This window comes from Acetatifactor muris (genome assembly GCF_024623325.1).
GTDB lineage: Bacteria > Bacillota > Clostridia > Lachnospirales > Lachnospiraceae > Acetatifactor > Acetatifactor muris.
Genome location: NZ_JANJZD010000004.1, coordinates 1 through 25,101, shown reverse-complemented (window position 1 = coordinate 25,101; position 25,101 = coordinate 1). Strand labels below are relative to the sequence as shown.

Below are 25,101 nucleotides of genomic sequence, written 5' to 3'. Positions count from 1 at the left end.
ACCTTTTTACTTTCTCTCCCCTCCAGGTATCTGCAGCGTATTCATACAAATATCCAGAGCACATTCATACAGATTTTCTTTATAGGCAATCCGTTTATATTCACCCGCCTTTACCCTTTCCACAATATCCTGCTCTTCCGACTGTCCGATCAGGTACCCCTTACAATCCGTCTCCAGACAAATGCTGCAATCCCTCATCCGGTCTCCTACAGCATAGCTTGCATGTAAATTAATATTGAAATCAGTTACTGCCTGCCGGAACATTCCCAGTGCCGGTTTCCTGCAGTTGCACGCCTTTCGGTATCGAATGTTCTCCGCATCCGGAAGATGCGGACAATAATATACCCTGGAAATAGTAATATCCTGTGACGCCAGCACTTCTACCATCCAATCTGTAAGTTTCAGAAAATCTGCTTCGCTGTAATACCCCCTGCCGATGCCCGACTGGTTCGTTACTATAATCAGTCGGAATCCGTCCTTCTGCAATAACCTGAGCCCCTCCAGTACCCCCGGCAGAAATGCAAAATCTTCCTGTCTGTATAAATAATTCCTTTCCACATTGATAGTTCCATCCCTGTCCAGAAAAACAGCTTTCTCCATATTCTCCACAATAACCTGCCTATATTCCCAAAAGGCCATCCTCAATCAGCTCACATAAAATATGAATCAGCATAATATGACTTTCCTGAACCCTTGCCGCAATTCCGCATGGAACAATGGCAGGATAGTCCACTTCCTTTCCTGTCTTCCCACCATCACCTCCCAGAAGTGCCGCGGTTTTCGCCCCCAGTCTTTTTGCTGTCAAAACGGCCTGATACACATTTTCCGAATTCCCGCTCGTACTGATGCCAATGAATACATCCCCTTTGGATACGTGTCCTTCCGCCTGCCTTGCAAATACTTTCTCATAACCGTAATCGTTGGCAATAGCCGTCATCGTAGCCACATCTGCGTTCAGTACAACTACCGGCCAGGCACGCCTCTCCCTTTGAAAACGGCCTGTGATTTCCCCTGCAAAATGCAGCGCATCAGATGCAGAACCGCCATTCCCGCATAAAATCAGTTTCCTTCCTTCTTTCATGGAGCAGATAATCTCATTCGCCAGCGCAGATATCGTCTCCAGAAAAATGTCATCCGATAAAACAGCCCTTTTGATATTGATGCTGTCCTGTATCCGGTTCCGAATCAGCTCATGCATAATTTCCCTCTCTCATCAACTTCTAATCCTTTGAATCATATTGGAAGTAGACTTTCCATCCACAAAAGGAATCAGTACCAGTCTTCCTCCCCGCCCTTCCACGATATCCTTTCCAACTACTTCATCCGGTGCATAATCTCCGCCTTTTGTCAGGATATCCGGTTGAATCATTTCAATCAGCTGATATGGCGTGTCCTCCTCAAAAGCCACAACATAATCTACGAATTCCAGCGCACAGAGAAGCTCCTCTCGATCCTCAAGTGGGTTTACAGGCCTGTCCGGTCCCTTCAGCCGTTTTACCGATGCATCACTGTTTAATCCCACTACCAGAATATCTCCCAGCTTTGCGGCCTCCCGTAGATACCGAATATGCCCTGTATGTAAGATATCAAAACATCCATTTGTAAAAACAATTTTTTCGTCAGGATGGTTTCTGCGAAAACTTCGGACAGTTGCTCCTTCTATTCTCTTATATGTTGTACCCGCCTTATCTTCTGTCAGATATGCCCGGACTTCACTCCAACATACGGAAGATGTCCCGATTTTGGCAACCTGCAGTCCGGAAGCACAGTTTGCGATAGAAACGGCCTCTCTGATATGCATCTTATTTGCCATACACGCAGCCAGATAAGCAATTGCAGTATCTCCGGCTCCCGTCACATCGAAGACTTCTCTGCCCCTGGCCTTAACGAAATACGGTCCTTCCCCATCGCCCACCAATACCATGCCCTTTGCCCCACAGGTAGTCAGCACATATTCGCATCCGCATCTCCTCCGCAGAATCTCCGAAGCCTCTGCAATTTCTTCTTCACTTTCTATCCTCATACCTGTCATTTGCTTCAGCTCATTCAGATTTGGCTTCAACAGGTAAGCACCTTTATATTTTTCCGCCTCCGGATCCTTCACATCCACAATGACAGGGACTGCCACCTCTCTTGCCATGGACAGGATTCCCTGCATCACCTGGCGGCTCAATAGACCTTTCATATAATCCGATACCACTATCAGCTCATATGCCTGTATTTTTTCTTTTAATAAATTCAGCACTGTTCCTGCTTCTTCATGACTCAGCAGCTTTGTATCTTCCACATCAAGCCGCATGACCTGCTGATTATTACTTGCCAGAAATCTGGTTTTCACTGTCGTATCCCGATTGAATTCAAGTACCAGATCCGTATTGATACCATTTATACTGAAAAGCTCTTTTATTTTTTCTCCTGCATTGTCTTTTCCGAGGATTGTCAATATGGAAACCTTCTGATCCGCAGCCGCCAGATTCACAGCCACATTTGCAGCGCCGCCTGCCGTGCAGCGCTCTGAATGTTTTCGAAATACAGGAACCGGCGCTTCCGGAGAGATACGCTTTACCTCACCATTGTAGTAAACGTCAAGCATAACGTCCCCGATGACCAATATACTTTTCTTTTCTATGTTATTCAAATTGTACATCTGTCCTTCTCTCCTGGAGACTATATGCCTGCCCCTGCCCTCTCAATACAATATTCATTATCTCGTTTCCTACAAGCAGTAAAGAATAATTCATAAAACTATTCACAAAAAACTGCTCCGTAAAGCCATAAATAACAAATAACGAAACTGCATAAATTCCATAAATATCTTTCCTATGAATCATGCTTTTGACTGCCAGGACATATATCGTACCAATCATAAGCGTCACAGCAATCCCATATTTCATTAATAAAAACATATAGGAATTGTCAAGAAAGGCACTCAATTCATTGGGATTACCAAACACAGTAATCGGATCCGACAGAAAAACCGTTTTCCCATGTTGAATCCTTCCTGTTAACGCCCGATTCAGCACACTTGCCAAACTATTGCTTCCCCAGTCCCCGTTGTACATTACAGGCAGCAGAAAGCTGAAGGAAAACACTAAAATCATTCCTGCCGTCAACCCAAACATCATCCATTTCATAAAGCCCTCTCTCTTTCGAAAAAGCTTTAATACCGTGTCAAGTACAACAGAAAAACTTCCGATGATCAAGCCGGTTCTGCTGGCAGAATATTGATATACAAACAGATTTGTCAGGCACAGCAGGAAAAGCTCAGCATATGATATTTTCTCTTTTCTATAATACATATACAGAATTATCAATATTACTGCGGAAGCATGGAATATGTTGCCTGTCCCATAGCCCATCCCGTGCCAGATTTTTCCGTTTTCACTTACTACTTTATCCGGAATGATTCCGCATCGTACACAAAGAAATACCATTGCCATACAACAGGCCCATAATTTCAGGATCCACCGCATCAGCCTTTCACGTTCCATATCCTTCACGGCAATCATTGCCATCACAGAAAGCATGATCCCCGTCTTTTTTGTAATAAGAGTCGTAATACAGGCAATGGCAAATATCGTCATTGCATATCTCAGTGTGGCGGGACTCCAGCTAAGTGAAGTAACGTATAGCACCCAAAAGGGAATAGAAATAATAGCCATTAAAAAATAAACAGAGTCACTGCTGTCCAGGCCTGTCCCTTTCGCACAGACCATCAGAAAGAAAAAAACACAAAAAAAGAAATTGTTATTCTGAAAATCATCTCTTCCCTTTTCGTTCCACATTTTTATATCCGGCATACAATCTATCTTCCCTTCAGAAAGCTTACTTCCAGAATATCCTATCTTCCCTTCAACCATGCATTCCAGATAAAGCTCATATTTGTATGCAGGTACCTTCCAAACAATCTCCCAGGTTCCTGCATCAGCCGATAGGCCCATTCCATGTTATGTTTCTGCATCCACATGGGAGCTCTTCTGATATTCCCCGCAAAGTAATCAAATCCGGCCCCCACGCCTACCATAAACCCCCGTATTTTCCCTTTATGTTCAGCCATCCATCTTTCCTGCTTTGGTGCTCCCAATCCTACCCACAAAAAGTCCGGACAGCTGTCATTTATTTTATTCACAATCTCGAAATCTTCCTCCCTTGACAGCGGCCGGAAAGGCGGGCTGTACGTTCCGACAATCTGTATTCCCGGGTACTTATTCTCAATTTCCTCTCTCAGCTTTTTAAGTGTTTCCTCCTCTGCCCCGTAAAAGAAATGTCTGTATCCCTCTTGAACCGATATCTTAAAAATTTCTTCCATGTAATCCGGCCCGGTTGTCCGCTTCATATTTCTGAACCCTCTTTTCCTCCCTATGGAAGAAAGGGGGCCTCCATCAGGAATCGCTATGACACTCTTATTTTGTATCTCACAATATTCCTTATCTTTCCATGCTGTCACAGTAGTATGCACATTTGCCACACAACAATAATCTCCATCCAGATTTCTAATATTTTGTATTGTAAAATCAATCAGCCATTCCATATCTATCGCTGCTATGTTCACACCCATGATATTGCAGACAGGGATCAGAGATTTATCAATCTTATGTATTGACTGTGTGCACATATTTTCCATAATATCTATTGCTTTCTCCGCATTCCTTACAACAGAACGTATCCCATTACATTTTTGCCGAATGCTTCTATACTGTCCTGCTCTCTTTGAATTTTTACCCTTGATGATTTATTTCTTTCCTCTACTAAGATTACAGCATCACATTCCGCCAGTGCCTCCAATGTATCTGCATTTTCACTCATATCAGATCCTGTCACCAGCAGAATATTTTCATTTAACTGTGTTAAGATTATGCTTGAAAATTCCTGTAATCTCTCAATATCGACAGTGCCCGTCACCAGAAGCAGACCTCCGTCTCCTGCCAGGTTTGTTATGTTTGCAGCAATGATCCTATATGTTTCTTCTTCTGAAATATCCTTTGAATATCCCTCCCATTTTTCCAGCTGTCGATCAATACAGGATAAGAAACACCTTTTTTTCCTGTGGTGGAATACGCCCAGCAAATGATACCCATACCGCTCCTTAAGTTCCCGCTCTCCACGAATTTTATCACTGCTTGTATAACCCATTGCATGGTAAAACATGCTTACAAGAATACCGGCTGCAAAACCTATGAACACCCATTTTTTAAGGACTGCATTTTGTCCATTCCACAGCTTTTGCCATAAATTCTCTGTATCATTTGAAGCAGTTGCTGAAATATTCCACACTGTATAGATACCGGCTAATACACAGCCTGCCATTGCTGTCAACAAAATAGAACGCCATTTATATAGAATATAGATCAATAAATCCTTTGTCCTGATTTCGCGTTCATGTCCGTAACAATACTCCATTTTAATCTCCCTTTACTGCCGGCACTCACCTTTACAATGACCTTTCACATGGCTCCGTCTCGTCCCAGAACTGCCCCCACAGTCCGAAACAGAATCCGCAAATCCATCCCCATACTCCACTCTGTGATGTACTTCGTGTCCAGCCTGACCACTTCCTCGAAGTCCGTGATCTTACTCCGGCCGCTGACCTGCCACAACCCCGTAATTCCCGGCCGCACCGCAAGCCTTGCCCTGTGATGCGGCTCATACCTCTCCCATTCGTCCACCGTGGGAGGCCTGGTCCCCACCAGGCTCATATCCCCCTTTAATACGTTGAAAAACTGCGGGAACTCATCCAGGCTGTAGTCTCTCATAAAATTCCCCAGCCCCTTTTTCACCCTGCCGTCAGGACGCACCTTACATCCGATAATCCGGGGATCCCCCTCCAGCTTGAACATCAGCCCGTCCCCGTGACGGTTCTTCTCCAGCAGCTCCTTCTTGCGCTTCTCCGCATCTACATACATGCTGCGGAATTTATAGATCTTAAATTTCTTTCCATTTCTCCCCACTCTTTCCTGGGTAAAAAACACAGGACCCGGAGATGCAGCCAGGATGGCCGGCGCCAGAAAAAGGAACAGCACCGCCGTCATCACACAGCCCACAATCCCTCCTGCGATATCCATGGCACGCTTCACGAACTGCTGCAGCGGCGTGGCATAACTGATGCTGGTGGTCAGTACCGTATACTCTCCCAGATGATCCACAAACTGCCGCATCCCCGTTTCACTTCCCGCCCGGAAGACGCTGACATGAACAACTACTCCCATTCCTGCCAGCTTTTCCACCAGCTCCTCCGGATAGGGAACGCTCCGGGGCAGCGCTATCAGCGCCTCATCCACCCAGCTGCGGCATACCGCCTCTATGATATCCTCTGCACCTGCCACCACTTCTATGTCTTCCTGTTCTCTCTTCACAGGCAGGTCATAAATCCATTCTTTCGCCTCCCTCACGGCATCTGCTTTCCTCTTCCTGTCCAGAAGTGCAATCCCTGTGATGTTAAATTGCTCCGTCTCCTGAGACCGCAGATCTGCCAGCACCTCCTGCACCATCCCGGATTCCGTCACCACCAGCAGAGAACGTCTCTCTCCCTCCGCCGCCTTCCGCTTAAGCAGCAGCGCCTTCCACAAAAGCCTGGAAAAGTATCCCGTGCATATATAGAGAATCCCTGTGAGATAAATCACAAACCGGGCGCCGCCCACGCTTTTCTGGGCCGTAAACAGGTACAGAACCCCAATGACTTCCACCAGACAGGCATGGCGCAGCGTCATCGTAAATTCCTCATAAAATCCCCTCCTCAGCACCCCGCTGAAAGTACCTGATAAAAGGGCCGCTGCCACCGCCGCCAGCAAAAGCACAATCCCTATCCCTCTGTATTCCCCGTCCCCATAGGGACTGGACGGGCCCATCCGCACCGCATAGGCCAGCATGAAGGCTGCCTGCAGGCACAGCACATCAAGCAGGATAAAATCAAAGTGTTTCAGCCATCCTCCCGCCCTCTTCCTGTACATAATTCAACTCCCTTTGTCTGTTCTGCCCATGCTTTGACCTTTCAGACACTTTTTCTCTCTGAATCCTTCTGCTCTGCTTCGGCTTTCCGAATGCCCCCTGCAGCCTGCCTTTCCCACTGCCCCTGCGGCAATGCACAACTTCCTCTGTTTTGTACACTCCCCCACAGACAGCCTTTGTGAAAGGGGATGACTGGCATCCCCCTCAAATAGAAACCAAACGGAGATTACGATTTCAGATCATGCATGACTGAATTTTTTTACCGGCATCCGTTTTCTGCCGGTTTTATCCGCTCTTAGAACTCGCCGGTCTTAGGAGCCTTTACGCCGGTTGCTGCAGCAGCCTGGGCAGAATCCACCACCATGAATGCCACGGGGGAGAATGAAGTAAAGGTTCCGGTTACAGACAGATTGTCGCCCAGAACAGCCTGGCCAACTACTTCCCAGGGCTTGCCGGCTACGGAATCTTTTCTGTGAAGAATATATACCAGATCGCCTTTCTTTGCGATGCCGCTTACGTCAAAGGGAATCTGTACGCCGCCTGCCGGAATGGTTCCGGAATAGCTTACGTCAATCATTGCCTTTAACTTTGCGTTTGCAGATACACCCAGATCTCTCAGAACCTGTGCGTTGGAAGTCACATTCACCACTTCCTCTGCCACAGCCTTGTTCTCAATCGCTTTGGCGCTTGTATTGGCCGCTCCCAATCCGATTGTGGAGCCAAGATCCGTGGCACCCTTCGCGTCGGAAGAATAGCTTTCGCTGACCGGCACCTGGCCTGCAGGTTTCGACGGCGTTGTCACACTGCCGCTGGCCAGCACAGGCATGGCCATTGCCACGGTCATAACGCCGGCCACTAATAATGCATATAATTTTTTCATTGGACACTGTCCTCCTTCTGAAGTTTTTGTTTGGTTTCTATATATTGATACCGGTTTCCCGGTATTAATACCATTTATTCTTCCAGCACTGCCTGCACCAACAGCCGCTTCTCCGCGTTAGCCTCCCCTGCCATGCAGGTCACAAGGGTGATGATCTTATTTTCCTCCGTCACTGTAATGCCCTTATCAATATTTGCGCTCATGTCCCGGATGTCATAGATGGACTTCAGATAAGAAGCGTAAACTTCCTTATCTGAAAAATCAAAGCTGTAAAGAAGATGCCTGTCGTCATACACATAAGCCGCAAAAATCTTATAGCGCAGCGTTTTTTCCGGCAGAACAACAAGCACCTCCCTGTTGGCATCAAAAAAGTCCCTGTCTTCAAATTCGTGCAGCTGGGCAAACATGGTTCCCGCCTTCATGTTATGCCCATAGATCACCGTGTTCGGATCTGTAAAATCCTTTGCATTCAGACTTTCCGTGTAAATGCAGCCGGGATATCCGTAGGAGCCGTCCAGGTTATGGTGCAGGTAATAGGTATCATCTGTGGGATGCTGCAATACAGGATAATCAATAATGGTACCGGGAACTGTAATCCAGGCATAGATATCTTCATTCAGTGTCTTCAGGTAATCAAAATCAATCTCCCCGCCCTCCGGAGTATCTTCCTCCGCTTTCTTCTGTGCATCCGTTCCGCCTTCTCCTTCTTCCTCCGGCTTATTGCCTGTGCCTTCTGCTTCTTTTCCTTCTTCTGCGGCGGATGCCGTGGCGCTCTCTTTGGCGGAACGGAACAACGCTTCCAGCTCCTCCTCTGTCAGGGCCGCCTTCGCCGGCGGCAGACCTTCGCCTGTCTGTCCCTGCACTTCTCCGGACTCCCCGGCGCTGCCGTACATCAGCCGGCTGACTCCTTTCCCCAGCAAAAACACTGCCACCAGGCCTGCCAGACTTAAAATCAGCTTTATAATCAGCTCTTTCCTGTTCATTTTCATATTCTTCACATTCTCCGTCTCTTCTTTCCGCTTCCGCCCTTTTCTCTGCAGGCACAGTCCGGATTTCTCTTATCCCCTGTCTATCCCGGGTGCTTTTCTCAGCATCTCTCATTCCACTTCCTCGTAAAACACCTCCAGGATCAGCTCATACAATGCCTGTTCGTCCGGATAGAACTCCTCATACACCTCTCCCTGCACAGTCGCTCCCCTCAGGGAATGCAGATTTTCTTCCGAAAATCCATAGCCTGACGCCTGCATGGCCAGATAGCTGATCTCGTCCACCGTAATGTCCGTTACCATGTATCTGCTCAGAGTATTGTACAATGTCACCGGAAAGGTAATGTCCTCTTTCACCCTATCTATGGCCGCCGAAGCGTAAGCCTTCAGATACTGCTTCTGCCGCTCCAGCCGCCTTCCCGCGCTGTTGAAGCTGGTTATATCTCTGTTATGTAAATAATAGTAGGCATCCATTCCCATCAGAAGAATCTTCTCCCCTTCCCGGACCCTGAAGCCCTTAAAATCCATGCGCTCCAACGCAGTCACTTCGATTCCTCCCACCGCGTCGTTGATCAGGGGAATTGCCCCCATGTTTATGGCACAGTACCCGTGGATGGGCAGGCCATAGAACAGGCGGGACACTGCCTTCACACTCCTCTCACAGCTGAGCTGAGCTCCGTCCCCATAGCCGTGCTGTATGGCCAGCTGGGCTTTCTCTGTCCCCCAGTATGCGCCGTTTACATCATACATTTCTACTTCCGTCATGGTATCCCGTGGGATGCCGATCACAGAAATCTCCCTGCTATGGGGATTAAGCACCAACAGAAAAACGGCGTCCGACTGTCCTCCGTCCGATGTGCTCTTTACTTCCTTTACCTCATCCATCTTGTCAATTCCCAGAAAGAGAAAAGTCAGGATGTCTTCATTGTAGCGGTAATGAATTCCGTTATAGCGGATGTCTCCTTGCTGCCATGCTTCTCCTTCTTCCTCTGCCGTGCCCCCCATCTCCTCTGCCATGACACTTAAGGCCGCAATCATCTCCCCGCTGTCCGCACTGCCGTAGAGCCTGTTTTTCCCGGAAATCTGCAACGCCAGGAACAGCACTGTTCCTGTGAAGATAAACACTACCAGTCCCAGCGCTCCTTTCACCAGGATGTTCCGAACCCGTTTTTCTTTTTTTACTTTTTCTCTCATCCGGACTCGCCTCCTTTTCCCGGTCATTCTGCCTGTAACTCCCTGCCTCCTGAATCGGTTGGTATCCCTGTCAGCTGTATCCTCCGTTTTTTCCTGTCAGTCCTCTCTCCGTTCCCTCTTCATCCGGCACATACCGCACCACATCCTCCAGAGCGCACTTCAGTATCCCGCACAGATCGTTCAGCGTGGTGGTATTCATGGGCCTGTTTTTCCTGAGCCTGTCCACTGTGGCGCTGGAAACTCTGTGCCTGGTTATCAGCGTATATGTAGATTCTTCTGATTTTTTCAGTGTCTCCCAGAAGGGCTGATAATCGATCAATGCCTTTCCCCTTTCAAATGGTACAACAACTGCCTTGCATAAACTTGCAGTTTTTTTCTTCTTTATGCGTTCAAAGAGTTCGCCTTAGTGACATGTAAGGCGAACTTTTCTGCACATTTGGCTGTGGAAACAGTATCTGAACTTATAAAAAACCTGGAATTCCTGCGAAGAGGTTGGAATATAGCAGAATAAAATACTCGAAAAATGTATTTCAAAGATTCATCAGACAGAACTACTGATGCCTTTATGATTGTATACAGTCTCTGTTTATGCGATATGCTGTAAAAAATGATACGTCTTCTGTAAAAACAGAAAAACTGCCAAAAAAAGAAAAAAATCAGATTTTGCTTGCAATGTGCTGCTGAAAGGTATAAAATAAACAAAGTTATGAAAAAAAGTTCGCCTTACATGTCACTAAGGCGAACTTTTTTTCAAATCAACTGCACTTGTTTTCAATCCTCCATAAAACCGGGATTTATTTTGCTTTTATTGGGTAGCGCTGTTCATTGCCCTCTTCCTATTCTCCAATGATTTCCACCCCATCCGGAAAATCCCGTATGACAAGCGCGCATGTATTTGTAAGTTTAACATTCTTTTTTAACGGATACGCCATTTTGCCTCTGCTTTCTCCCGTGATACAATGAACGTCTAATTTTGTGTCTGCCAGCCCCAGATTATTCTCTAAATTATTGGCAAAAATGATACTTCCGGCACTTACCCCTATTACCAGGCCATTGTCATTGATATACGCCATCAAAGATTCATGAAATCCTGTGGCATTGATTCTTTCCAGCAAATACCGTGTATTTCCGCCGCATAAATATACCACATCATATTGCTGCAGCTTCTCAGGCTCCATTCCGGTATGCAGGTCAAATACGTCAATATTTTCACCTGAGACACCGCATTTTAACAGATCGTTCATACATTTCGGCAAAACTTCTATTGCGTCCGGATCTATTGCCGCTGTAGGGATGAATAAGGCTTTTACATCAGACATATCCTTCCCTGCCATATCCACAAAGCACCCTTTAATTTCTTCCGTTTCCAAACCCGCTGACGTCAACAATACTCTCATGTTCCCTCCTATTCCGGCCAGTCATTCCGGCCAGTTCATCTGCTCATTTAAAATGCCTGATTTCCTGCACTCATTGCACACATATTCTTTTTCCGTCCGATTTCCAATTTGATATTTTAATATCCTGTCCTTAAATACAATGTATTTTACATTCCCTGCCTTAAAATCAACAAACCAATTCCTGTTTGTATCAGTTTCAGACAGCATGACTTTTGAAATCAGTTCCGGGAAATCTCTCCTGTCACTTGTAAAAAACAATGCGGTCCAATATTTCGGTTTCCCGCCGGTATTCCACAATTCGACTTTATGAATGTTAAGATAATCAATAATGCTGTCATCCGCTATACTTTCTTTGATTAATATTCCATCATACAATTCTCGTTTCTTTTTTTGAATGGCATTATTACCGCAGAGATGAACTTCTTTCACCTCGCTTAACGTCAATTCATCCTTCAGTAAGATATCCATGGATACCTGAAAGGTTTCTCCCAGCATCAACAGTTTTTCTGTCTCCGGCAATGCAATGTCTGCTTCCCATTTCGATATGGATTGTCTGCTGACATTACATATGGATGCAAGTTCTTCTTGTGTCATTCCGTTTGCTTTTCTGAGTTCTATAATTTTTTCCGATAATTTCATTGTCGTGTCTCCTTTGATTCATCTGTATTATACAGGATGACAATACTATTTACCACCAACGTCAAAGTGCTGTTTGGCAACCCCCGGTTGCAAACAGCACTTCCAGATTTATCTCTCCTGATTCTCCGGCTTAACACGCCAGTATCCATCTGTATCCCGGGCCAAAAGCTGTTCACCGATCATATCCCTGCGGATCGTACAGAAATCATCATGAAAATCCGCAATCATGATATTTACCTCCCGCTCGGAATAGATACGGTCGAATTCAAATGCCTGAGCAATGACTTCCAGAACGATGCGCTCCTTTTTCTGCTGGGCAGGAATGGACTTCAGTTTCCCATATTCAAAAAATGTGTTAATCACCTTCTGGCGATATTCCTCATCCCGCCGGGCCTGAACTTCTGCTTCGTCGGACTTCTCCTGCAGAATTTCCAATATGGTTGTATCAAAAATCTCCTTTTTGAGAGAGTACATCATATAATACTGACTTTTATAGGAAGTAACTGCACCGGCATCTGCCAGCTTTTTGAGATGGAAAGACACCGTCGGTGCCGTAATCCCCAACCTTTCCGCCAGCCGTTCTACATACATATCCTCGATTGCAAGTGATTTCAAAATCTGCAGCCGTGACTTATCCGATAAGCACTTGAACAGGCGTATTGCCTCTGTCTCTGTCATTCTTCTTCCTCCCAGATCATTTCAAACGTTTCCTTTATCTCACGGGCAGTGTCAAGCTTGATCTGCTCAATCTGCATTTTGACCGCATCGTCATGTTGTCTGGCCTTATTGTAAGCGGATACCCAATTTGAAGGAATCTGCTCGATTTTAAGTATGAAAAAGCGTTTTACTGCTTCAGCATCCCCTCTGCCTGCCTTAACCGCAACAGAAAATATTGTGCGGAAAATATCATAGATGTTTGCTTTTACCTTTTCAAAGTCAGCCTCGTCCCCACGCTCTTCTGCCAGCATTTTTTTATTACACTGCCCGCATAATGAAATCTGTTTATCAAAATAGCTGTTTAGCTTCGTTATTTTCTGTTCGATCATATGCTAACCCCCGTTTTTCTTTTTGTTTGTATTTCCCTCCGGCCTGATGTTATATTGATTTTACTATTCCTCTTCAAAAAGTCAACATATGATTTTTCCCTGAAAACTTTCCAAATTTTCCAAAATATATTATAATAATATTGCGCATATGGCATATCATCCCGCTGATGCGGAATGCAGGCCAGTCAGCAGAAAGGAAATATATTATGGCAAAGGAATTATTAAAAAGGAATGAGGTAAAAAAAGAGTTTACCTGGAATCTGGAAGACCTCTACGCAGATATTCCCTCCTGGGAAAACGCTGTGCGGGAAATACAGGAAATTGCCTCCCGGTTGGAGCAAATGGAAGGAAAGGTAACGGAAAGTGCGGAAAGCCTGTATTCCACGCTCTCCCAACTGGAAGAAATGGGGAAGAAGACGGATCCTGCTTTCAACTATGCGGAACGGCTGAGCGATCAGGATACAGGCGACACGACCCATCTGGCCATGTCGCAAAAGCTTCGCAGCATTTATACTGACATTTCCAGCAGACTTTCCTTTATCGACCCGGAAATCCTGGAACTGAAGCAGGAGACTCTGGAGCAGTATTTCACACAGCAGCCGAAGCTGGAGGGATACCGGAAATATATCCAGGAAATTCAGCGCCTGAAGCCGCACCATCTTCCCGCAGAAATGGAACGACTGCTGGCCATGGCCAGCGAAATGTCCAATGTTCCTGAGGAAACCTTCGCGGTATTCAATAATGCGGATCTGAAGCTTCCGGAAATGACAGATGAGAATGGGGACTCCATCCGTATCACCCACGGCCGATATCTTCCCCTGATGGAGTCCTCTGATCGGCGGGTGCGCAGAGAAGCCTTTGAGAAAATGTACCAGACCTATAAACAGTTTGAGAATACTCTGGCCAGCCTCTACAGCGGTCAGATCAGGCAGCTGATGTTTTACGCCAAAGCCCGCAAATATCCTTCCACGCTCCAGGCGGCAGTCAATCGCAATAATGTCTCTCCGGAGGTATATGACAATCTGGTTGCCACCGTAAATGCCAATCTGGATAAAATGTATCGCTATGTCAGACTTCGCAAACGTCTGCTCCAGGTGGATGAGTTACATATGTACGATGTCTACACACCCATCATTCCCGATGCAAGCCGGAAAGTTCCCTATGAGGAGGCGAAAAAGACTATTCTGAAAGCGCTCGCACCTCTGGGAGAAGATTATATCCGACTGCTGGAGGAAGGCTTCAGCAATCGCTGGATCGACGTCTACGAGAATGAGGGAAAAAGAAGCGGGGCCTATTCTGCCGGGGCTTACGGCGGACATCCCTATGTTCTCATGAATTATGATGACAGCCTTGACAGTATGTTTACTCTGGCACATGAGATGGGACATTCTCTGCATTCCCATTATTCCAATACTGCGCAGCCCTATTTCTATTCACGATATAAAATTTTTGTGGCGGAGGTAGCCTCCACCTGTAATGAAATCCTTCTGATGGAATATTTGCTGAAAAATACCACAGATACCAAAGAACGCGCCTATCTGTTAAATCATTATCTCGACAGTTTTAAAGGTACGGTATACCGTCAGACGATGTTCGCGGAATTTGAAAAGAAAACCAATGCCATGGCAGAGGCCGGTGAAAGCCTCACAGCCCAGGTGTTAAATGATGTCTATTATGAACTGAACAGCCGGTATTTCGGTCCGGACATGGTCTCCGATCCGGAAATCGCCAGAGAATGGGCCAGAATTCCACATTTTTACTATAATTTCTATGTGTACCAGTATGCTACCGGTTTCTCTGCAGCCGTGGCCATTGCGCGGAATATTTTACAGGAGGGCGCTCCCGCTGTGGCACGTTATAAGGAATTCCTGTCAGGCGGCTGCTCACAGCCTCCTGTGGAACTGTTGAAAATCGCCGGTGTCGATCTTGAAACTCCCCGCCCTATTCAGGATGCACTGGATGTCTTCGGCCAGGTGCTGGACGAACTGGAAAAACTGGTGTAGACATTGCTTCTACAACCGTCATCACTCTGTTCGTATTTAAGGAAGCAGTCAGCCCCGTTCACGGGGCTGACTGCTGATCCTGCCATATCCAACCTCCTTATGCAACAGTAAAATCGGGTTCTTCCCCTTATTCCGCCAGATACATCTTCAGCGATTCCTCTATCTTATGTATGGTGTCTTCTTCCGACAGTGTGCCTTTCAGATATTCCGGCAGGCATTCTGTCAGGACCTGACAGATTTTCGCATCTTCCTTTACAGGTTTATCCAGGCCTTCGCACATGGCAGCCAGTCGGTCCGCCGTCTCCTGAGAATAACTTTTCGCTTCAAATCCCACATAGCTTCCGTCATCCGCCTGAATCGATGTGTAAATCTGGAATTCAGAACGGTCCTTCGCCGCCTGTGTCTTCAGCGCCTGCCTGTTCACCGGGAAGCCGCTGTCGCCGTCTGCGCTCTGGAATTCCGCTGACAGCGCGAAACGCAGAAAGTCCTTCGCCGTATCCACATACTGACTCTTCGCACAGATTCCGGCCTCCAGAGACGGAATGAATCTGTTCTCAAAGGCAGTAAAATCTCCCTTGATATACTCCGCCATGGCCACGGGGGTCATACAGTTCATAAATCCGTTCGCCTTCTGAAACGCCAGCTTCGCCTCTGCGCTCAGATTCCACATATCGGCGGCCCTCTCATTTTCCGGCCAGGCATCAATGATTCCACAGTTGTCTCCGATGGCCTTCAGATACTTCATGTACTGACTTAACTTTTCTCTGTTCAGCTCTTTTCCGTCCACGATTTCATTGCAGAAAAAGGTGTAAAACTGATATACCAGATTCGCCGTGGTCTGTTTTCCCATGTAACTGTAATCTGTCCCGGAGAGGAACTCCGCCAGTGCTTCCATAGACGCCATATTCTCCGGCGCAAGGTCTCTGCCCAGTGTCATTGTAAACCCGAACTGCAGAGGCACCACATACCGTTTCCCGTCCTCCTGCACATAGCTGCCTGTAATATTAGACAGCAGCTCTCCGCTCTCTTCCATGGGGCCCACCACATCCTCCAGATCTTCCAGCAGTCCTTTCCGCGCATAGTCGTCCGCATTCAGATGATCCATCATCAGAATGTCCGGCGCATCATCTCCCATCAACATGGTATTCAGCTTCTGATAGACCGCATCATAGTCCGTATCGCCGTAATGATACATGGGATATTCATTTTCTATGGATATCATCACCTCCGGATGCGCTTTATGATACATCACTGCCGCCTGTTTGAGCAAATCGCTCTCGTAAACGGTATACAGTTTTAAAACCTGCGTCACCTGAGAAACCGCATTGGGATCATACTCATAGCGATACAGTTTTACCTCCCCCTCTGTCTGGAACAATGCATAAATACTGCCGTCCTCCAGAGCCGCCAGGTCAAGACAGGCATAATCCTTCATGGCAAAATTTGTATCCACACCCTCCGCCAGTTTCTCCCATTCTCCTTCCGGGCTGCCGCCTGTGAGCCGGAAAATCCCTTCTTCTCCCGCGGCAATCAGTGTACCGTCCTTTAGCACAGAAAGGGCCAGAGCTCCCGCGCCGCCCACCGATATCATACCGGATTCTTCGCTGCCTGCGGCAGAGGCACCATCCGGCATAAACGAAATCTGTTCCACGTCACTGCTTTTGCCTTCTCTTCGTTTTTCAATCTGGTAGCCGTTTCCGTCTGAAGTACTCAGATATACATTTTCTCCCTCTGTCACCATACGACCTTCATAGATTGCAGGAGCCTGTTCACTCTCCAGCACCTTTCCGTCCGCCCCTGACAGGATATCCATGGAGGAATAGGAAACAACTGCCAATGTCCCGTTATTCAGTGCCGCCAACCCCTGTATCATCTCATAGCCGCCCCACTCTTCATTGGGAACGGACCATTTCTCCGGCGTGATTTCCACCGCGGTATCCCCTTCTCCTCTCCACAAATGTCCCAGGAAATTCTCCTGCTCCTCTTCCATATATTGAGCATAGAGATACTGTGTGCCGTCCTCTGCCTCCAGCAGCCGCGCATCCAGCCAGTCTCCGCTGCCCAGCTTCATGGAGGCCAGCCAGTTCTGTGTCACATCCGCATAGCCGCTCTCCTGCTTCTCCCACTCCCGCAGAACTGTCTTCCCGTCCTCCTCTTTCGCTGCCAGCAGATGCAGTTTATCCTGCGACGTGAAAATCTGCAGAACCGTCCAGTCCGCCAGTTCCACGGGCCATGTCTCTTCCCGCTCCACATATCTGCCCCTGTCGGCTCCCACGTCTCCTGTTTTCGCCTGACTGCCGCTCTCCTGCTGTTCCTTTCCGCAGCCTCCCGCCACACCTGTGCAAAGTGCTATCACAAGCATGGCTGCCATTCCCCGTTTCCATTTACCCTTTTTCATTTTCCTGTTACCTCCAAATATAGTCGCCTGCGCGATGTCTCTAAAGGGTGAAGCCCCTTCGGTATGCCCTTAATCCTAACAGAAAAATGTCAACAGTCTGTGTTTGAACTGTGTCTTATCTGTGTTCAAACTGTGAAATCGTCATCCTTCCTGTCTGAGCTGTTACATGCAGGAAACAATTCTCAACTCCAATATTGAAAACAGGCTTTTGCAAACGGAAAATTTATGCTATACTGATACAAGTGTGTGCAATAGACAGAGAAAAGTCGGTCTGTCCGACACGAGGTTTGCGGATGATACAGAAGGAAAAATTATCGCAGTTTTATTTTAATCAATACAGAGACTGTGCCAAAAAGGTAAAAAAGAAAAACAATACGGGTAAAAAGACTTACAGGGAAAGAATCGACATTCTGCTGGATGAAATGCGGCGTACGAAAAACGGTCATGTCTCCCAGCCCCATCTGGAAGAATATCACAGGCAGATTCGAAATCTGTCCTATTTTGCTTTCCGTGAGAACAATCAGTTTGCCATTGCGAAGATCAGAGATCTTATGCTCAACGAGCTGGTCCGGCTGGATGTGGCCAGTCTGAAATCAGACGAGCAGGAACTGGTCACCGCGAGATTTCTGGAATTTCTTCGGGAAGAGAAGTCTTTCGACATCTGTCAGAAAACCCTCCGTTCCACATTGAATCAATATATGAACGGCGAGCTGAAGAATCAGATTATCGATCTGGTTCCCACCAGACCCGAGACAGAATTTCCCAAAGCTCTCGAAATGCCCCGGAGATTCATACTTCATATCGGCCCCACCAACTGCGGGAAGACCTATCAGGCCCTGGAGCGGCTGAAGCTGGCGAAGAACGGTGTCTATCTGGGGCCCCTGCGGCTGTTGGCGCTGGAGGTGTATGAGCGAATGAAAGAAGCCCGGATTCCCTGTACCATGCTCACCGGCGAAGAGCGCATATATGAAGAGAACAGCCGGATCACTTCCTCCACAGTGGAAATGCTGGACATGGATCAGAAATATGACGTGGCAGTGATAGATGAAGCTCAGATGATTGCGGATTCCGACAGAGGTCACTCCTGGACCAGAGCCATTTTAGGCACACAGGCCCACGAGATTCATGTATGCATGAGTCCCTCCGCCGAGAAGGTCGTCACCCATCTGATCTCCCTGTGCGGAGACACTTTCGAGACGCACAGATATGAGAGAAAGACACAGCTGATCTGCGAGGAAGAGCCTTTCTCCTTTCCGGAAGATGTCCGGGAAGGCGATGCGCTGATCGTCTTCACGAAGCGAATGGTGCTGGATATCGCAGCCCGCCTGGAACGGCGCGGCCTTCAGGTCAGCGTCATCTACGGAAGTCTTCCCCCTGAGATCCGGCGCAGGCAGATACGCATTTTCGCGGAGGGTCAGACCCAGATAGTGGTGTCCACAGACGCTATCGGCATGGGCCTGAACCTTCCTGTACGGCGGATTGTCTTCGTTCATACTGAAAAATTTGACGGGAAGCATACCCGGCCCCTGAACACTTCGGAAATCCGTCAGATTGCCGGACGGGCAGGGCGCTTCGGACTCTACGATACAGGATATGTCAATGCCGTGGGACCGGAGGGTTTAAGCTTTATCAGGGAACATTTCCATGGGCAGGAGCCGGAGGTGGACCATGTGAGCCTCGGTTTCCCACAGGTACTTCTGGATATGGACGAGCCCCTGGATGCTGTCATGTCCATCTGGAAATCCGTGGAGATCGAACCGCCTTTTGAGAAAATCAGCATTGAGGATGTATTGTTTCTCTATGAAAGAGCTTATCGGGACAGAAAAGAAATTGATGGATTTGAAGACAAGCATATCCTTTACCGTATGCTGACCTGCTCCATTGATACCAGGAACCGGGATGTGGTTGCCCTCTGGCTGTACTACTGCAAAACCTATACGGCAGATGTATCTCTTCATTTTCCGGCCCTGATGATGTGTTCTGACTCAGGTCTCATGCGTTATGAGACTTTTTACAAGCTGCTGGATCTGTATTATCAGTTTTCCGTCCGGCTCGGCAAGGAAACAGATCTTGCAAAGCTGAAAAAAGAGCGGGAAAAAACGGAAGATACCATTATGCGTTTCCTGACAAAGGATAAGAAGAACTACATTCGAAAATGTCAGTACTGCGGAATTCCTCTGCCTCTGGAGACCAGTTTCGGCGTGTGTGAAAGCTGTCATGGCCAGATGAGACAGAGCGGGGAGGACAATGCTCCCATCCGCATCAGAAAGAAGGCAAATCGGAGGGCGGGATAACCGCCCTCCAAAGCATTTCAATCCACATTCTATTCCATTCCCCGGTGTCCTTCCGTCCCGGCAGAACATCTGCTCCCGAATATCCTGTGCCCTCAGACATAATTCTCCGCCTGTGCTTCGAACATTTTTCGATACAGGCTGCCCTCCTTTTTCATCAGTTCCCCGTGGGGCGCAAATTCCGCCACCCGTCCTCCGTCAATCACCAGAATCCTGTCACAGAACACGCTGGACGACATCCTGTGAGAAATGTAGAAAGCAGTCTTTCCTCCCGCCAGTTCATTGAAATTCTCATAGATTTCCGCTTCGGCCAGCGGGTCCAGTGCGCTGGTAGGTTCATCCAGAATAATCAGAGAGGCGTCCTTATACAGAGCTCTGGCAATGGCGATTTTCTGCTGCTGACCGCCGGACAGCTCCGTGCCCTCCTCGTCATAGGCCTTGCCCAGCAGTGTGTGAAGTCCCCTGGGCAGTTCTTCTATTTTCTCTGACAGTCCCACCTGTTCCACCAGCTTCTCCACCACTTTCCCGTCCTGTCCCGCTTCCCGACAGCTGATATTTTCTTCCAGGGTAAAATTAAAGAGGCGATAATCCTGAAATACCGCTGCCATCTGTGCCATATAGGAGGCATAATCGTATTCCTGAATCTCCCGGCCGTTTACCAGAATCCTGCCGCCGCAGGGCTGATACAGACGACACAGCAGCTTAATGAGGGTTGTCTTGCCCGCGCCGTTCAATCCCACCACGGCAATTTTCTCTCCCTTTTTCACGGAAAAGCTCACCTGATCCAACACCTTTTTCTCACTGCCCGGATAGGTGAAATCCACATTCTCAAATGCAATACTCTCCACCGGTCCTGAAAATGATATCCCCCGAAGGGAATCCTGCTCATCCGGCAGCTCCATCAGTTCCATAAACGGATCCAGATACCCCAGCAGCTGACTCAGCCTGATCACCGCCTCACCGAATCCGGTAATATTGGAAGAAAACTGTACGGCAGCATTGACATACATGGTAAAGGAACCCAGCCCGATGCGTCCGCCGAACCAGTCCGTAATCACCCGCAGCCCCACATAGCCATAGGAAATCGCCGCCTGCAGGTCATTGATCACACTGTACAGCCCCATGTAAAATCCTTCCTGTCTGCGATAGCTGCCGAAAGTCTCCGTCATGTCCCGGTTGTACCAGGCCACCCGGTCCCCCAGCATTTTTGACATATCGTACAGTCGAACATCCTTCTGCGTCTTATCATCGAAGGCTGTATTGACATAATATCCGTACCGGCGGTTTATGGGCAGAATCATCTGGTGGATTTTCTGCATATGGACAGAAAGTCTCCTTTGCAGCAGAAGCATCACCCCGATCAAAACCAGCAGGATTCCCACCAGCACCGGACTTAAAGTCACCATAATCACCGTCAGCCCCAGCAAAGTACTTCCCTTCTGCAGCAAATCTGCCAGGCCGGTAATCATATTCAGCATAGCCTCCTGATTCAGAAAAGCAAATGCCGCCCTCTCTTTCAAATCCAGATAATAAGGGTCTTCCAGCTTCGCATAGGGCAGACTCATAACCTTTTCTCCCAGCAGAAGCTCCATTTTCTGGCTCACATAAGGATTCTGCACATCCATATATCGCTTCATAAATTTTGCAAACCAGGCAAAGAACAGGTTGGACCCCACTACCAGACCGCCGAAGAAGACCAGCCTTTTCATTTCACAGGCACCCGTCAGCTCGTCGATAAGGAACTTCGGCAGTACCACATTCATTACCACCTGTCCGCCGCTCATCAGCGTCTGCACAATCAGCAGCAGGATATAAGAAGGAGCCGTCTTCCAGGACAGGCGGAAAAACAATTTCAGTTTCTTTCCATTATTCATGACTGCTTTCCTCCTCTTCGGATACGCTCTCTGCCGCCTGGGTATAATACTTTCCCTGCACGGTAAACATCTCGTAATATCTGCCCCGGCGCGCCATCAGTTCCTCGTGGGTTCCATATTCCTTCAACCCCTCTCCGTCAAAAAAGGCGATGTGATCGCAGAATCGGGTACTGGCCAGTCGGTGGGAAATATACACCGCCGTTTTCCCCTTTACCAGCGCGCTGAAATTCTCATAAATTTCCGCCTCCGCCAGCGGGTCCAGCGCAGCTGTCGGCTCGTCCATGATCACCATGTTCGCATCCTTATAAAGCGCCCTGGCTATGGACAGCTTCTGGTTCTGCCCGCCGGACAGCAGTACGCCATCCTCTTCGATAACCTTCAGCATCATCTGCTCCGTCTTCTTCGGCAGGGCGTTTACCGCTTCCGTCAGCCCCACCTGTTCCAGTACGGCAGTCACCCGATTGTCGTCAATGCCCTCCAGACATCCCGCCACATTTTCCCTCAGAGTGAATGCCAGAATATTCACATCCTGGAACACGGCGGAGAACATGGAATACAGTTCCTTCTTGTCAAATTCTGCTATGGGAATGCCGTTGATACGGATTTCTCCCTCCGTCACATCGTACAGCCCCATCATGAGGCTTACCAGCGTAGTCTTGCCCGCGCCGTTAACGCCCACCACAGCCAGACGTTCTCCTTTATGAATGGTCAGATTCAGATGCCGGAATATATCTTTCTCCGCCCCCGGATAACGGAAGCTCACATCATCAAAGACAATTTCCAGTGTATCCCCCTGAATGGCCCGATGATTTCCGCCCTTCTCCCCCATATCCGTATCCAGAAACTGATACAGCTCATGGACATACTGTCCCTCGTTCACCACAAAGCTCAGCTTCTCTGCTGCTTCCTTCAGGTAGGCCGACAGTGTGAGTACCGCCGTGAGATACATGGAGAAATCCGCAATCGACATGCCGTTTACAGTACGGTTGATCAATGTGCCGTAAGTCAATATATCACTCAAAAGCACCACAGCCAGCCCCAGAAATCCCAGATGATATTCCTTTCCCGCCAGCAGCCGGTTCAGCTTACGATATACCCGGATTTCCTCGGAGGCATTCTCCAGAATCCTGTCTTTCATTCCATACATCCGAATGTCCTTGCCATAGGAAAAATCGGCAGTCACCCGATTATAATACCCCACTCTGCGTCTCTGCCTGGCTTCCTGCTCCTTTTTCCCATACCGAAAATTATGGCTCCTGCGGCCAATCCACACAATGGCGGCAAGATTTAAGGCCAGCCCCAGCAGAACCGGTATGCTCAGTCGGCCGATGAAAACGCTCAGACACAGAATCACCAGCATGACCGCCGGCATTTCATACAGCTTGTGATAGATTCCCTCTACTCCATTGTCATTGCTTTGGGTCGCGATAAAAGCCTTTTCATATTTTTCATTAAATGCGGCATCTTCACAGTGCGGATACGCCATTTCCATGATTTTGACACAGGTTAGTTTTACATAGTCCAGCCTGAGCAGCGAAATCTGAGAATAAGGCATACGCAGTAAAAAAGTGCGAACAAATCCAAAGATTCCTGCCAGGACAAAATACCCTGCCGCAATCAGCAACACAACTTCCGGCCTGGCCTGCGCTCCTTTCTGCAATTCTCCCAGAACCGCCTTCGGCAGAAGTACGGCCAGAAAAGGGTAAACTGCCGCAGCCGCTGTATAAATCCCGCAGAACAGAAATAATTTCGGATTCTGCGCAGCTGCATTCCGCAGCATCCTCTTCAGTGTCGCCTTCAGCGGATAAGATGTCTTTCCTTTTGAATGGTCCATTTCAACCTCCATTATTGTTCCGTCTCGAAATTCTCCTTCCTCTGCAGAGAAATCATTTTCAGCTACATGGTCCAGGTCTGAAAATGTTCCCCGGCATGGGCATTTCGAGACTGTTTCCGCAATTCTTCCTGCACCTGTTCCTCCCGCTCTTCCCGGGTCAGTTCAAGCTGCAGAATTCCCTGACTCACCTCTTCCAGTCCCTGCCTGTTTACCCGATAATAGACCTTCTTTTTTTCCGTTGTCACCTGTATCTCAATCAGAGCCTGTGACATCAGAAGTCCCAGATGATGCAGAACCGTGGCAGGCGTCAATTCCAGTTCCTTTGCCATTTCCTGCAGATAACAGGGACGCTCCACCAGCAGATGCAGGATTTTCAGTCTGGTTGGATCACTTAATGCTTTCAGTCCGGCCAGAAGACGCTCATCGTTGAATAAATCTTCCTGCCTGGACTGATACAGATAAAACGTCTCAAGTCCCAGATGGAGATTCGTCTGAAATGCTCCTGCACTCCGATCAAATTCCCTTATCTGCACCATAATCTGATCATACAGCATGACGGCAGGGGTAATCTGGCCGATACTGTTCTCTCCGCAGTTAAGCCCCACTGCATTCAGCAGGCTCTCCACTTCCTCCTGTTTCCTCAATTTCTCCATACAGGCATCATACCGTTCCTGCACATATCTCAGGCAGTCCCGCCCGATTTCCCCGGCAGGTCCCTGCAGGCTCCAGAGCTGCTCCATCACTTCCCGGCGCTCCGAATACAGCCTCAGAAGCTTAAACTTATCCGCATCCGACCCTTCCCATCCTTCCAGCGCCGCCATCACATCTGACAGTCCCCTGATCACCGGCTCTCCCGCATCCGGAGACTTCTGCAGATCACTGTCCAGCATCCGCTGAAAAGCTTCATTCAGTGTCTTCTCCAGTTCCTCCTCTGAAGGGTGCTCCTCCGCCTCCAGCACGGACTGCATCTGTTTCAGAAAAGACATCATCGGCGGCTCATAGCTCCGCAGACTCTCCCTCTCCCTGGGCACAGAATCCACATACCCCCCCAGCAGAGAATACTGCTCCAGAATTGGCTGCAGCCTGGCTCGCATGGCTCCCCGGTAGCTCCGATAAGGAACCAGGAATTCTTCCTTCTGTCTCCGGCTCCAGCTGCCGTTCTCATTCAGCCATTCTTCGCTGTCCAGCATATGCACATAATTCATACATGCAAATACTTCCTCCAGCCAGAACGGTTCCGGCCGCACCGTCATATTCCATTGTCCGCTCATTTGGGTTCTCCTCGTTTTATTTTACTTTTCATTTTACTTTCATCCTGACTTCTACTGATTTTCTCTCCTTCACTATATAATATATTTATCACAATACTTTATTATAGTCAAGTGTATTTTCCACTTATTTAAATATTTGTAATTTATATAATATTTTATAATTATCTAATATAATATTTTACATTACCGGTACTGTTCCTGACGTACCAGCAGCCCGTAAACGGTAGATAGTGCGTACCTCGACTATGGAGGCAAAATATGTGACAATAGACTATATTTCTATCACAGGTATTAAAAGTTGAACCTTAACTTTTGATACCGCTATACGGAGGTAAGTCTATGA

At 47.9% G+C, this 25,101-nt stretch carries 21 protein-coding genes; 2 read left to right on the top strand and 19 right to left on the bottom strand.

What is annotated here, in order from left to right; all coding sequences use genetic code 11:
• Positions 1–6 precede the first annotated feature (6 nt).
• From NSB25_RS04630 to NSB25_RS04560, 15 genes are all read right to left on the bottom strand, one after another.
• On the bottom strand, positions 7–600 hold the full coding sequence (locus tag NSB25_RS04630; protein WP_103238467.1) for a D-glycero-alpha-D-manno-heptose-1,7-bisphosphate 7-phosphatase: 594 nt from the start codon (positions 598–600) through the stop codon (positions 7–9).
• Between the two features lie 19 nt (positions 601–619).
• Positions 620–1,198 carry a D-sedoheptulose-7-phosphate isomerase gene (locus NSB25_RS04625; protein WP_103238277.1) on the bottom strand — a complete coding sequence of 193 codons (579 nt, stop codon included), beginning with the start codon at positions 1,196–1,198 and terminating at the stop codon, positions 620–622.
• Between the two features lie 15 nt (positions 1,199–1,213).
• Positions 1,214–2,647 carry a D-glycero-beta-D-manno-heptose 1-phosphate adenylyltransferase gene (rfaE2, locus tag NSB25_RS04620; protein ID WP_103238276.1) on the bottom strand — a complete coding sequence of 478 codons (1,434 nt, stop codon included), beginning with the start codon at positions 2,645–2,647 and terminating at the stop codon, positions 1,214–1,216.
• Positions 2,631–3,800 (bottom strand): hypothetical protein, encoded by a 1,170-nt coding sequence (locus NSB25_RS04615; RefSeq protein ID WP_146039975.1) that lies wholly within the window; start codon positions 3,798–3,800, stop codon positions 2,631–2,633. Before NSB25_RS04615 ends, rfaE2 begins: the two co-directional genes overlap by 17 nt.
• Positions 3,801–3,841: 41 nt before the next feature.
• Positions 3,842–4,624 carry a WecB/TagA/CpsF family glycosyltransferase gene (locus tag NSB25_RS04610; RefSeq protein WP_242982293.1) on the bottom strand — a complete coding sequence of 261 codons (783 nt, stop codon included), beginning with the start codon at positions 4,622–4,624 and terminating at the stop codon, positions 3,842–3,844.
• 26 nt (positions 4,625–4,650) lie between these two features.
• Complete coding sequence (locus tag NSB25_RS04605; protein WP_103238274.1) at positions 4,651–5,400, bottom strand: hypothetical protein; 750 nt, start codon at positions 5,398–5,400, stop codon at positions 4,651–4,653.
• Between the two features lie 44 nt (positions 5,401–5,444).
• Positions 5,445–6,947 (bottom strand): sugar transferase, encoded by a 1,503-nt coding sequence (locus NSB25_RS04600; RefSeq protein WP_103238273.1) that lies wholly within the window; start codon positions 6,945–6,947, stop codon positions 5,445–5,447.
• 293 nt (positions 6,948–7,240) lie between these two features.
• Positions 7,241–7,825, bottom strand: coding sequence for a hypothetical protein (locus tag NSB25_RS04595; RefSeq protein WP_103238272.1), 585 nt, complete (start codon positions 7,823–7,825; stop codon positions 7,241–7,243).
• A 74-nt stretch (positions 7,826–7,899) separates the two neighbouring features.
• Complete coding sequence (gene srtB / locus NSB25_RS04590) at positions 7,900–8,814, bottom strand: class B sortase (RefSeq protein WP_103238271.1); 915 nt, start codon at positions 8,812–8,814, stop codon at positions 7,900–7,902.
• 108 nt (positions 8,815–8,922) lie between these two features.
• Complete coding sequence (locus NSB25_RS04585) at positions 8,923–10,005, bottom strand: LCP family protein (protein ID WP_172454952.1); 1,083 nt, start codon at positions 10,003–10,005, stop codon at positions 8,923–8,925.
• A 70-nt stretch (positions 10,006–10,075) separates the two neighbouring features.
• Positions 10,076–10,324: a helix-turn-helix domain-containing protein gene (locus NSB25_RS04580; protein WP_103238269.1), complete on the bottom strand. Its 249-nt coding sequence runs from the start codon at positions 10,322–10,324 to the stop codon at positions 10,076–10,078.
• A gap of 517 nt (positions 10,325–10,841) precedes the next feature.
• Positions 10,842–11,402, bottom strand: coding sequence for a Type 1 glutamine amidotransferase-like domain-containing protein (locus NSB25_RS04575; protein ID WP_103238268.1), 561 nt, complete (start codon positions 11,400–11,402; stop codon positions 10,842–10,844).
• 21 nt (positions 11,403–11,423) lie between these two features.
• Positions 11,424–12,041, bottom strand: a complete 618-nt coding sequence (locus tag NSB25_RS04570) for a helix-turn-helix domain-containing protein (protein WP_103238267.1) — start codon at positions 12,039–12,041, stop codon at positions 11,424–11,426.
• A 108-nt stretch (positions 12,042–12,149) separates the two neighbouring features.
• Positions 12,150–12,719 carry a DUF2087 domain-containing protein gene (locus NSB25_RS04565; RefSeq protein ID WP_103238266.1) on the bottom strand — a complete coding sequence of 190 codons (570 nt, stop codon included), beginning with the start codon at positions 12,717–12,719 and terminating at the stop codon, positions 12,150–12,152.
• The gene (locus NSB25_RS04560) at positions 12,716–13,087 is read right to left on the bottom strand and encodes a hypothetical protein (protein ID WP_103238265.1); all 372 of its coding nucleotides are present in this window, start codon (positions 13,085–13,087) and stop codon (positions 12,716–12,718) included. The genes NSB25_RS04565 and NSB25_RS04560 overlap by 4 nt, the downstream gene beginning before the upstream one ends.
• A gap of 206 nt (positions 13,088–13,293) precedes the next feature.
• On the opposite strand from NSB25_RS04560, the gene pepF reads away from it, so the two are divergent.
• Positions 13,294–15,090, top strand: a complete 1,797-nt coding sequence (gene pepF, locus NSB25_RS04555) for an oligoendopeptidase F (protein WP_103238264.1) — start codon at positions 13,294–13,296, stop codon at positions 15,088–15,090.
• Positions 15,091–15,217: 127 nt separating this feature from the next.
• On the opposite strand, the gene NSB25_RS04550 is transcribed toward pepF, so the two are convergent.
• The gene (locus NSB25_RS04550; protein ID WP_103238263.1) at positions 15,218–17,488 is read right to left on the bottom strand and encodes an extracellular solute-binding protein; all 2,271 of its coding nucleotides are present in this window, start codon (positions 17,486–17,488) and stop codon (positions 15,218–15,220) included.
• Between the two features lie 293 nt (positions 17,489–17,781).
• Here NSB25_RS04550 and NSB25_RS04545 point away from each other — a divergent pair, with 293 nt between their 5' ends.
• Entirely contained in the window at positions 17,782–19,782 is a 2,001-nt protein-coding gene (locus tag NSB25_RS04545) for a helicase-related protein (RefSeq protein ID WP_103238262.1), read from the top strand.
• A gap of 92 nt (positions 19,783–19,874) precedes the next feature.
• Here the strand turns inward: NSB25_RS04545 and NSB25_RS04540 are convergent, their stop codons facing one another.
• The 3 genes from NSB25_RS04540 to NSB25_RS04530 all read right to left on the bottom strand — a co-directional run bounded on the left by NSB25_RS04540 (position 19,875) and on the right by NSB25_RS04530 (position 24,758).
• Positions 19,875–21,653: an ABC transporter ATP-binding protein gene (locus tag NSB25_RS04540; protein WP_103238261.1), complete on the bottom strand. Its 1,779-nt coding sequence runs from the start codon at positions 21,651–21,653 to the stop codon at positions 19,875–19,877.
• On the bottom strand, positions 21,646–23,487 hold the full coding sequence (locus NSB25_RS04535; RefSeq protein WP_172454951.1) for an ABC transporter ATP-binding protein: 1,842 nt from the start codon (positions 23,485–23,487) through the stop codon (positions 21,646–21,648). Before NSB25_RS04535 ends, NSB25_RS04540 begins: the two co-directional genes overlap by 8 nt.
• Before the next feature lie 62 nt (positions 23,488–23,549).
• Positions 23,550–24,758 carry an ArsR/SmtB family transcription factor gene (locus tag NSB25_RS04530; protein ID WP_103238259.1) on the bottom strand — a complete coding sequence of 403 codons (1,209 nt, stop codon included), beginning with the start codon at positions 24,756–24,758 and terminating at the stop codon, positions 23,550–23,552.
• Between the last annotated feature and the right edge of the window lie 343 nt (positions 24,759–25,101).

Coding starts and splice junctions, on each gene's coding strand:
- NSB25_RS04595 (WP_103238272.1), bottom strand. CDS start 7,825: ATGAAAAAATTATATGCATTATTAGTGGCCGGCGTTATGACCGTGGCA.
- NSB25_RS04565 (WP_103238266.1), bottom strand. CDS start 12,719: ATGACAGAGACAGAGGCAATACGCCTGTTCAAGTGCTTATCGGATAAG.
- srtB (WP_103238271.1), bottom strand. CDS start 8,814: ATGAAAATGAACAGGAAAGAGCTGATTATAAAGCTGATTTTAAGTCTG.
- NSB25_RS04600 (WP_103238273.1), bottom strand. CDS start 6,947: ATGTACAGGAAGAGGGCGGGAGGATGGCTGAAACACTTTGATTTTATC.
- rfaE2 (WP_103238276.1), bottom strand. CDS start 2,647: ATGTACAATTTGAATAACATAGAAAAGAAAAGTATATTGGTCATCGGG.
- NSB25_RS04540 (WP_103238261.1), bottom strand. CDS start 21,653: ATGAATAATGGAAAGAAACTGAAATTGTTTTTCCGCCTGTCCTGGAAG.
- NSB25_RS04535 (WP_172454951.1), bottom strand. CDS start 23,487: ATGGACCATTCAAAAGGAAAGACATCTTATCCGCTGAAGGCGACACTG.
- NSB25_RS04530 (WP_103238259.1), bottom strand. CDS start 24,758: ATGAGCGGACAATGGAATATGACGGTGCGGCCGGAACCGTTCTGGCTG.
- NSB25_RS04560 (WP_103238265.1), bottom strand. CDS start 13,087: ATGATCGAACAGAAAATAACGAAGCTAAACAGCTATTTTGATAAACAG.
- NSB25_RS04570 (WP_103238267.1), bottom strand. CDS start 12,041: ATGAAATTATCGGAAAAAATTATAGAACTCAGAAAAGCAAACGGAATG.
- NSB25_RS04630 (WP_103238467.1), bottom strand. CDS start 600: ATGGAGAAAGCTGTTTTTCTGGACAGGGATGGAACTATCAATGTGGAA.
- NSB25_RS04625 (WP_103238277.1), bottom strand. CDS start 1,198: ATGCATGAGCTGATTCGGAACCGGATACAGGACAGCATCAATATCAAA.
- pepF (WP_103238264.1), top strand. CDS start 13,294: ATGGCAAAGGAATTATTAAAAAGGAATGAGGTAAAAAAAGAGTTTACC.
- NSB25_RS04545 (WP_103238262.1), top strand. CDS start 17,782: ATGATACAGAAGGAAAAATTATCGCAGTTTTATTTTAATCAATACAGA.
- NSB25_RS04575 (WP_103238268.1), bottom strand. CDS start 11,402: ATGAGAGTATTGTTGACGTCAGCGGGTTTGGAAACGGAAGAAATTAAA.
- NSB25_RS04615 (WP_146039975.1), bottom strand. CDS start 3,800: ATGCCGGATATAAAAATGTGGAACGAAAAGGGAAGAGATGATTTTCAG.
- NSB25_RS04605 (WP_103238274.1), bottom strand. CDS start 5,400: ATGGAGTATTGTTACGGACATGAACGCGAAATCAGGACAAAGGATTTA.
- NSB25_RS04610 (WP_242982293.1), bottom strand. CDS start 4,624: ATGGAAAATATGTGCACACAGTCAATACATAAGATTGATAAATCTCTG.
- NSB25_RS04585 (WP_172454952.1), bottom strand. CDS start 10,005: ATGAGAGAAAAAGTAAAAAAAGAAAAACGGGTTCGGAACATCCTGGTG.
- NSB25_RS04550 (WP_103238263.1), bottom strand. CDS start 17,488: ATGAAAAAGGGTAAATGGAAACGGGGAATGGCAGCCATGCTTGTGATA.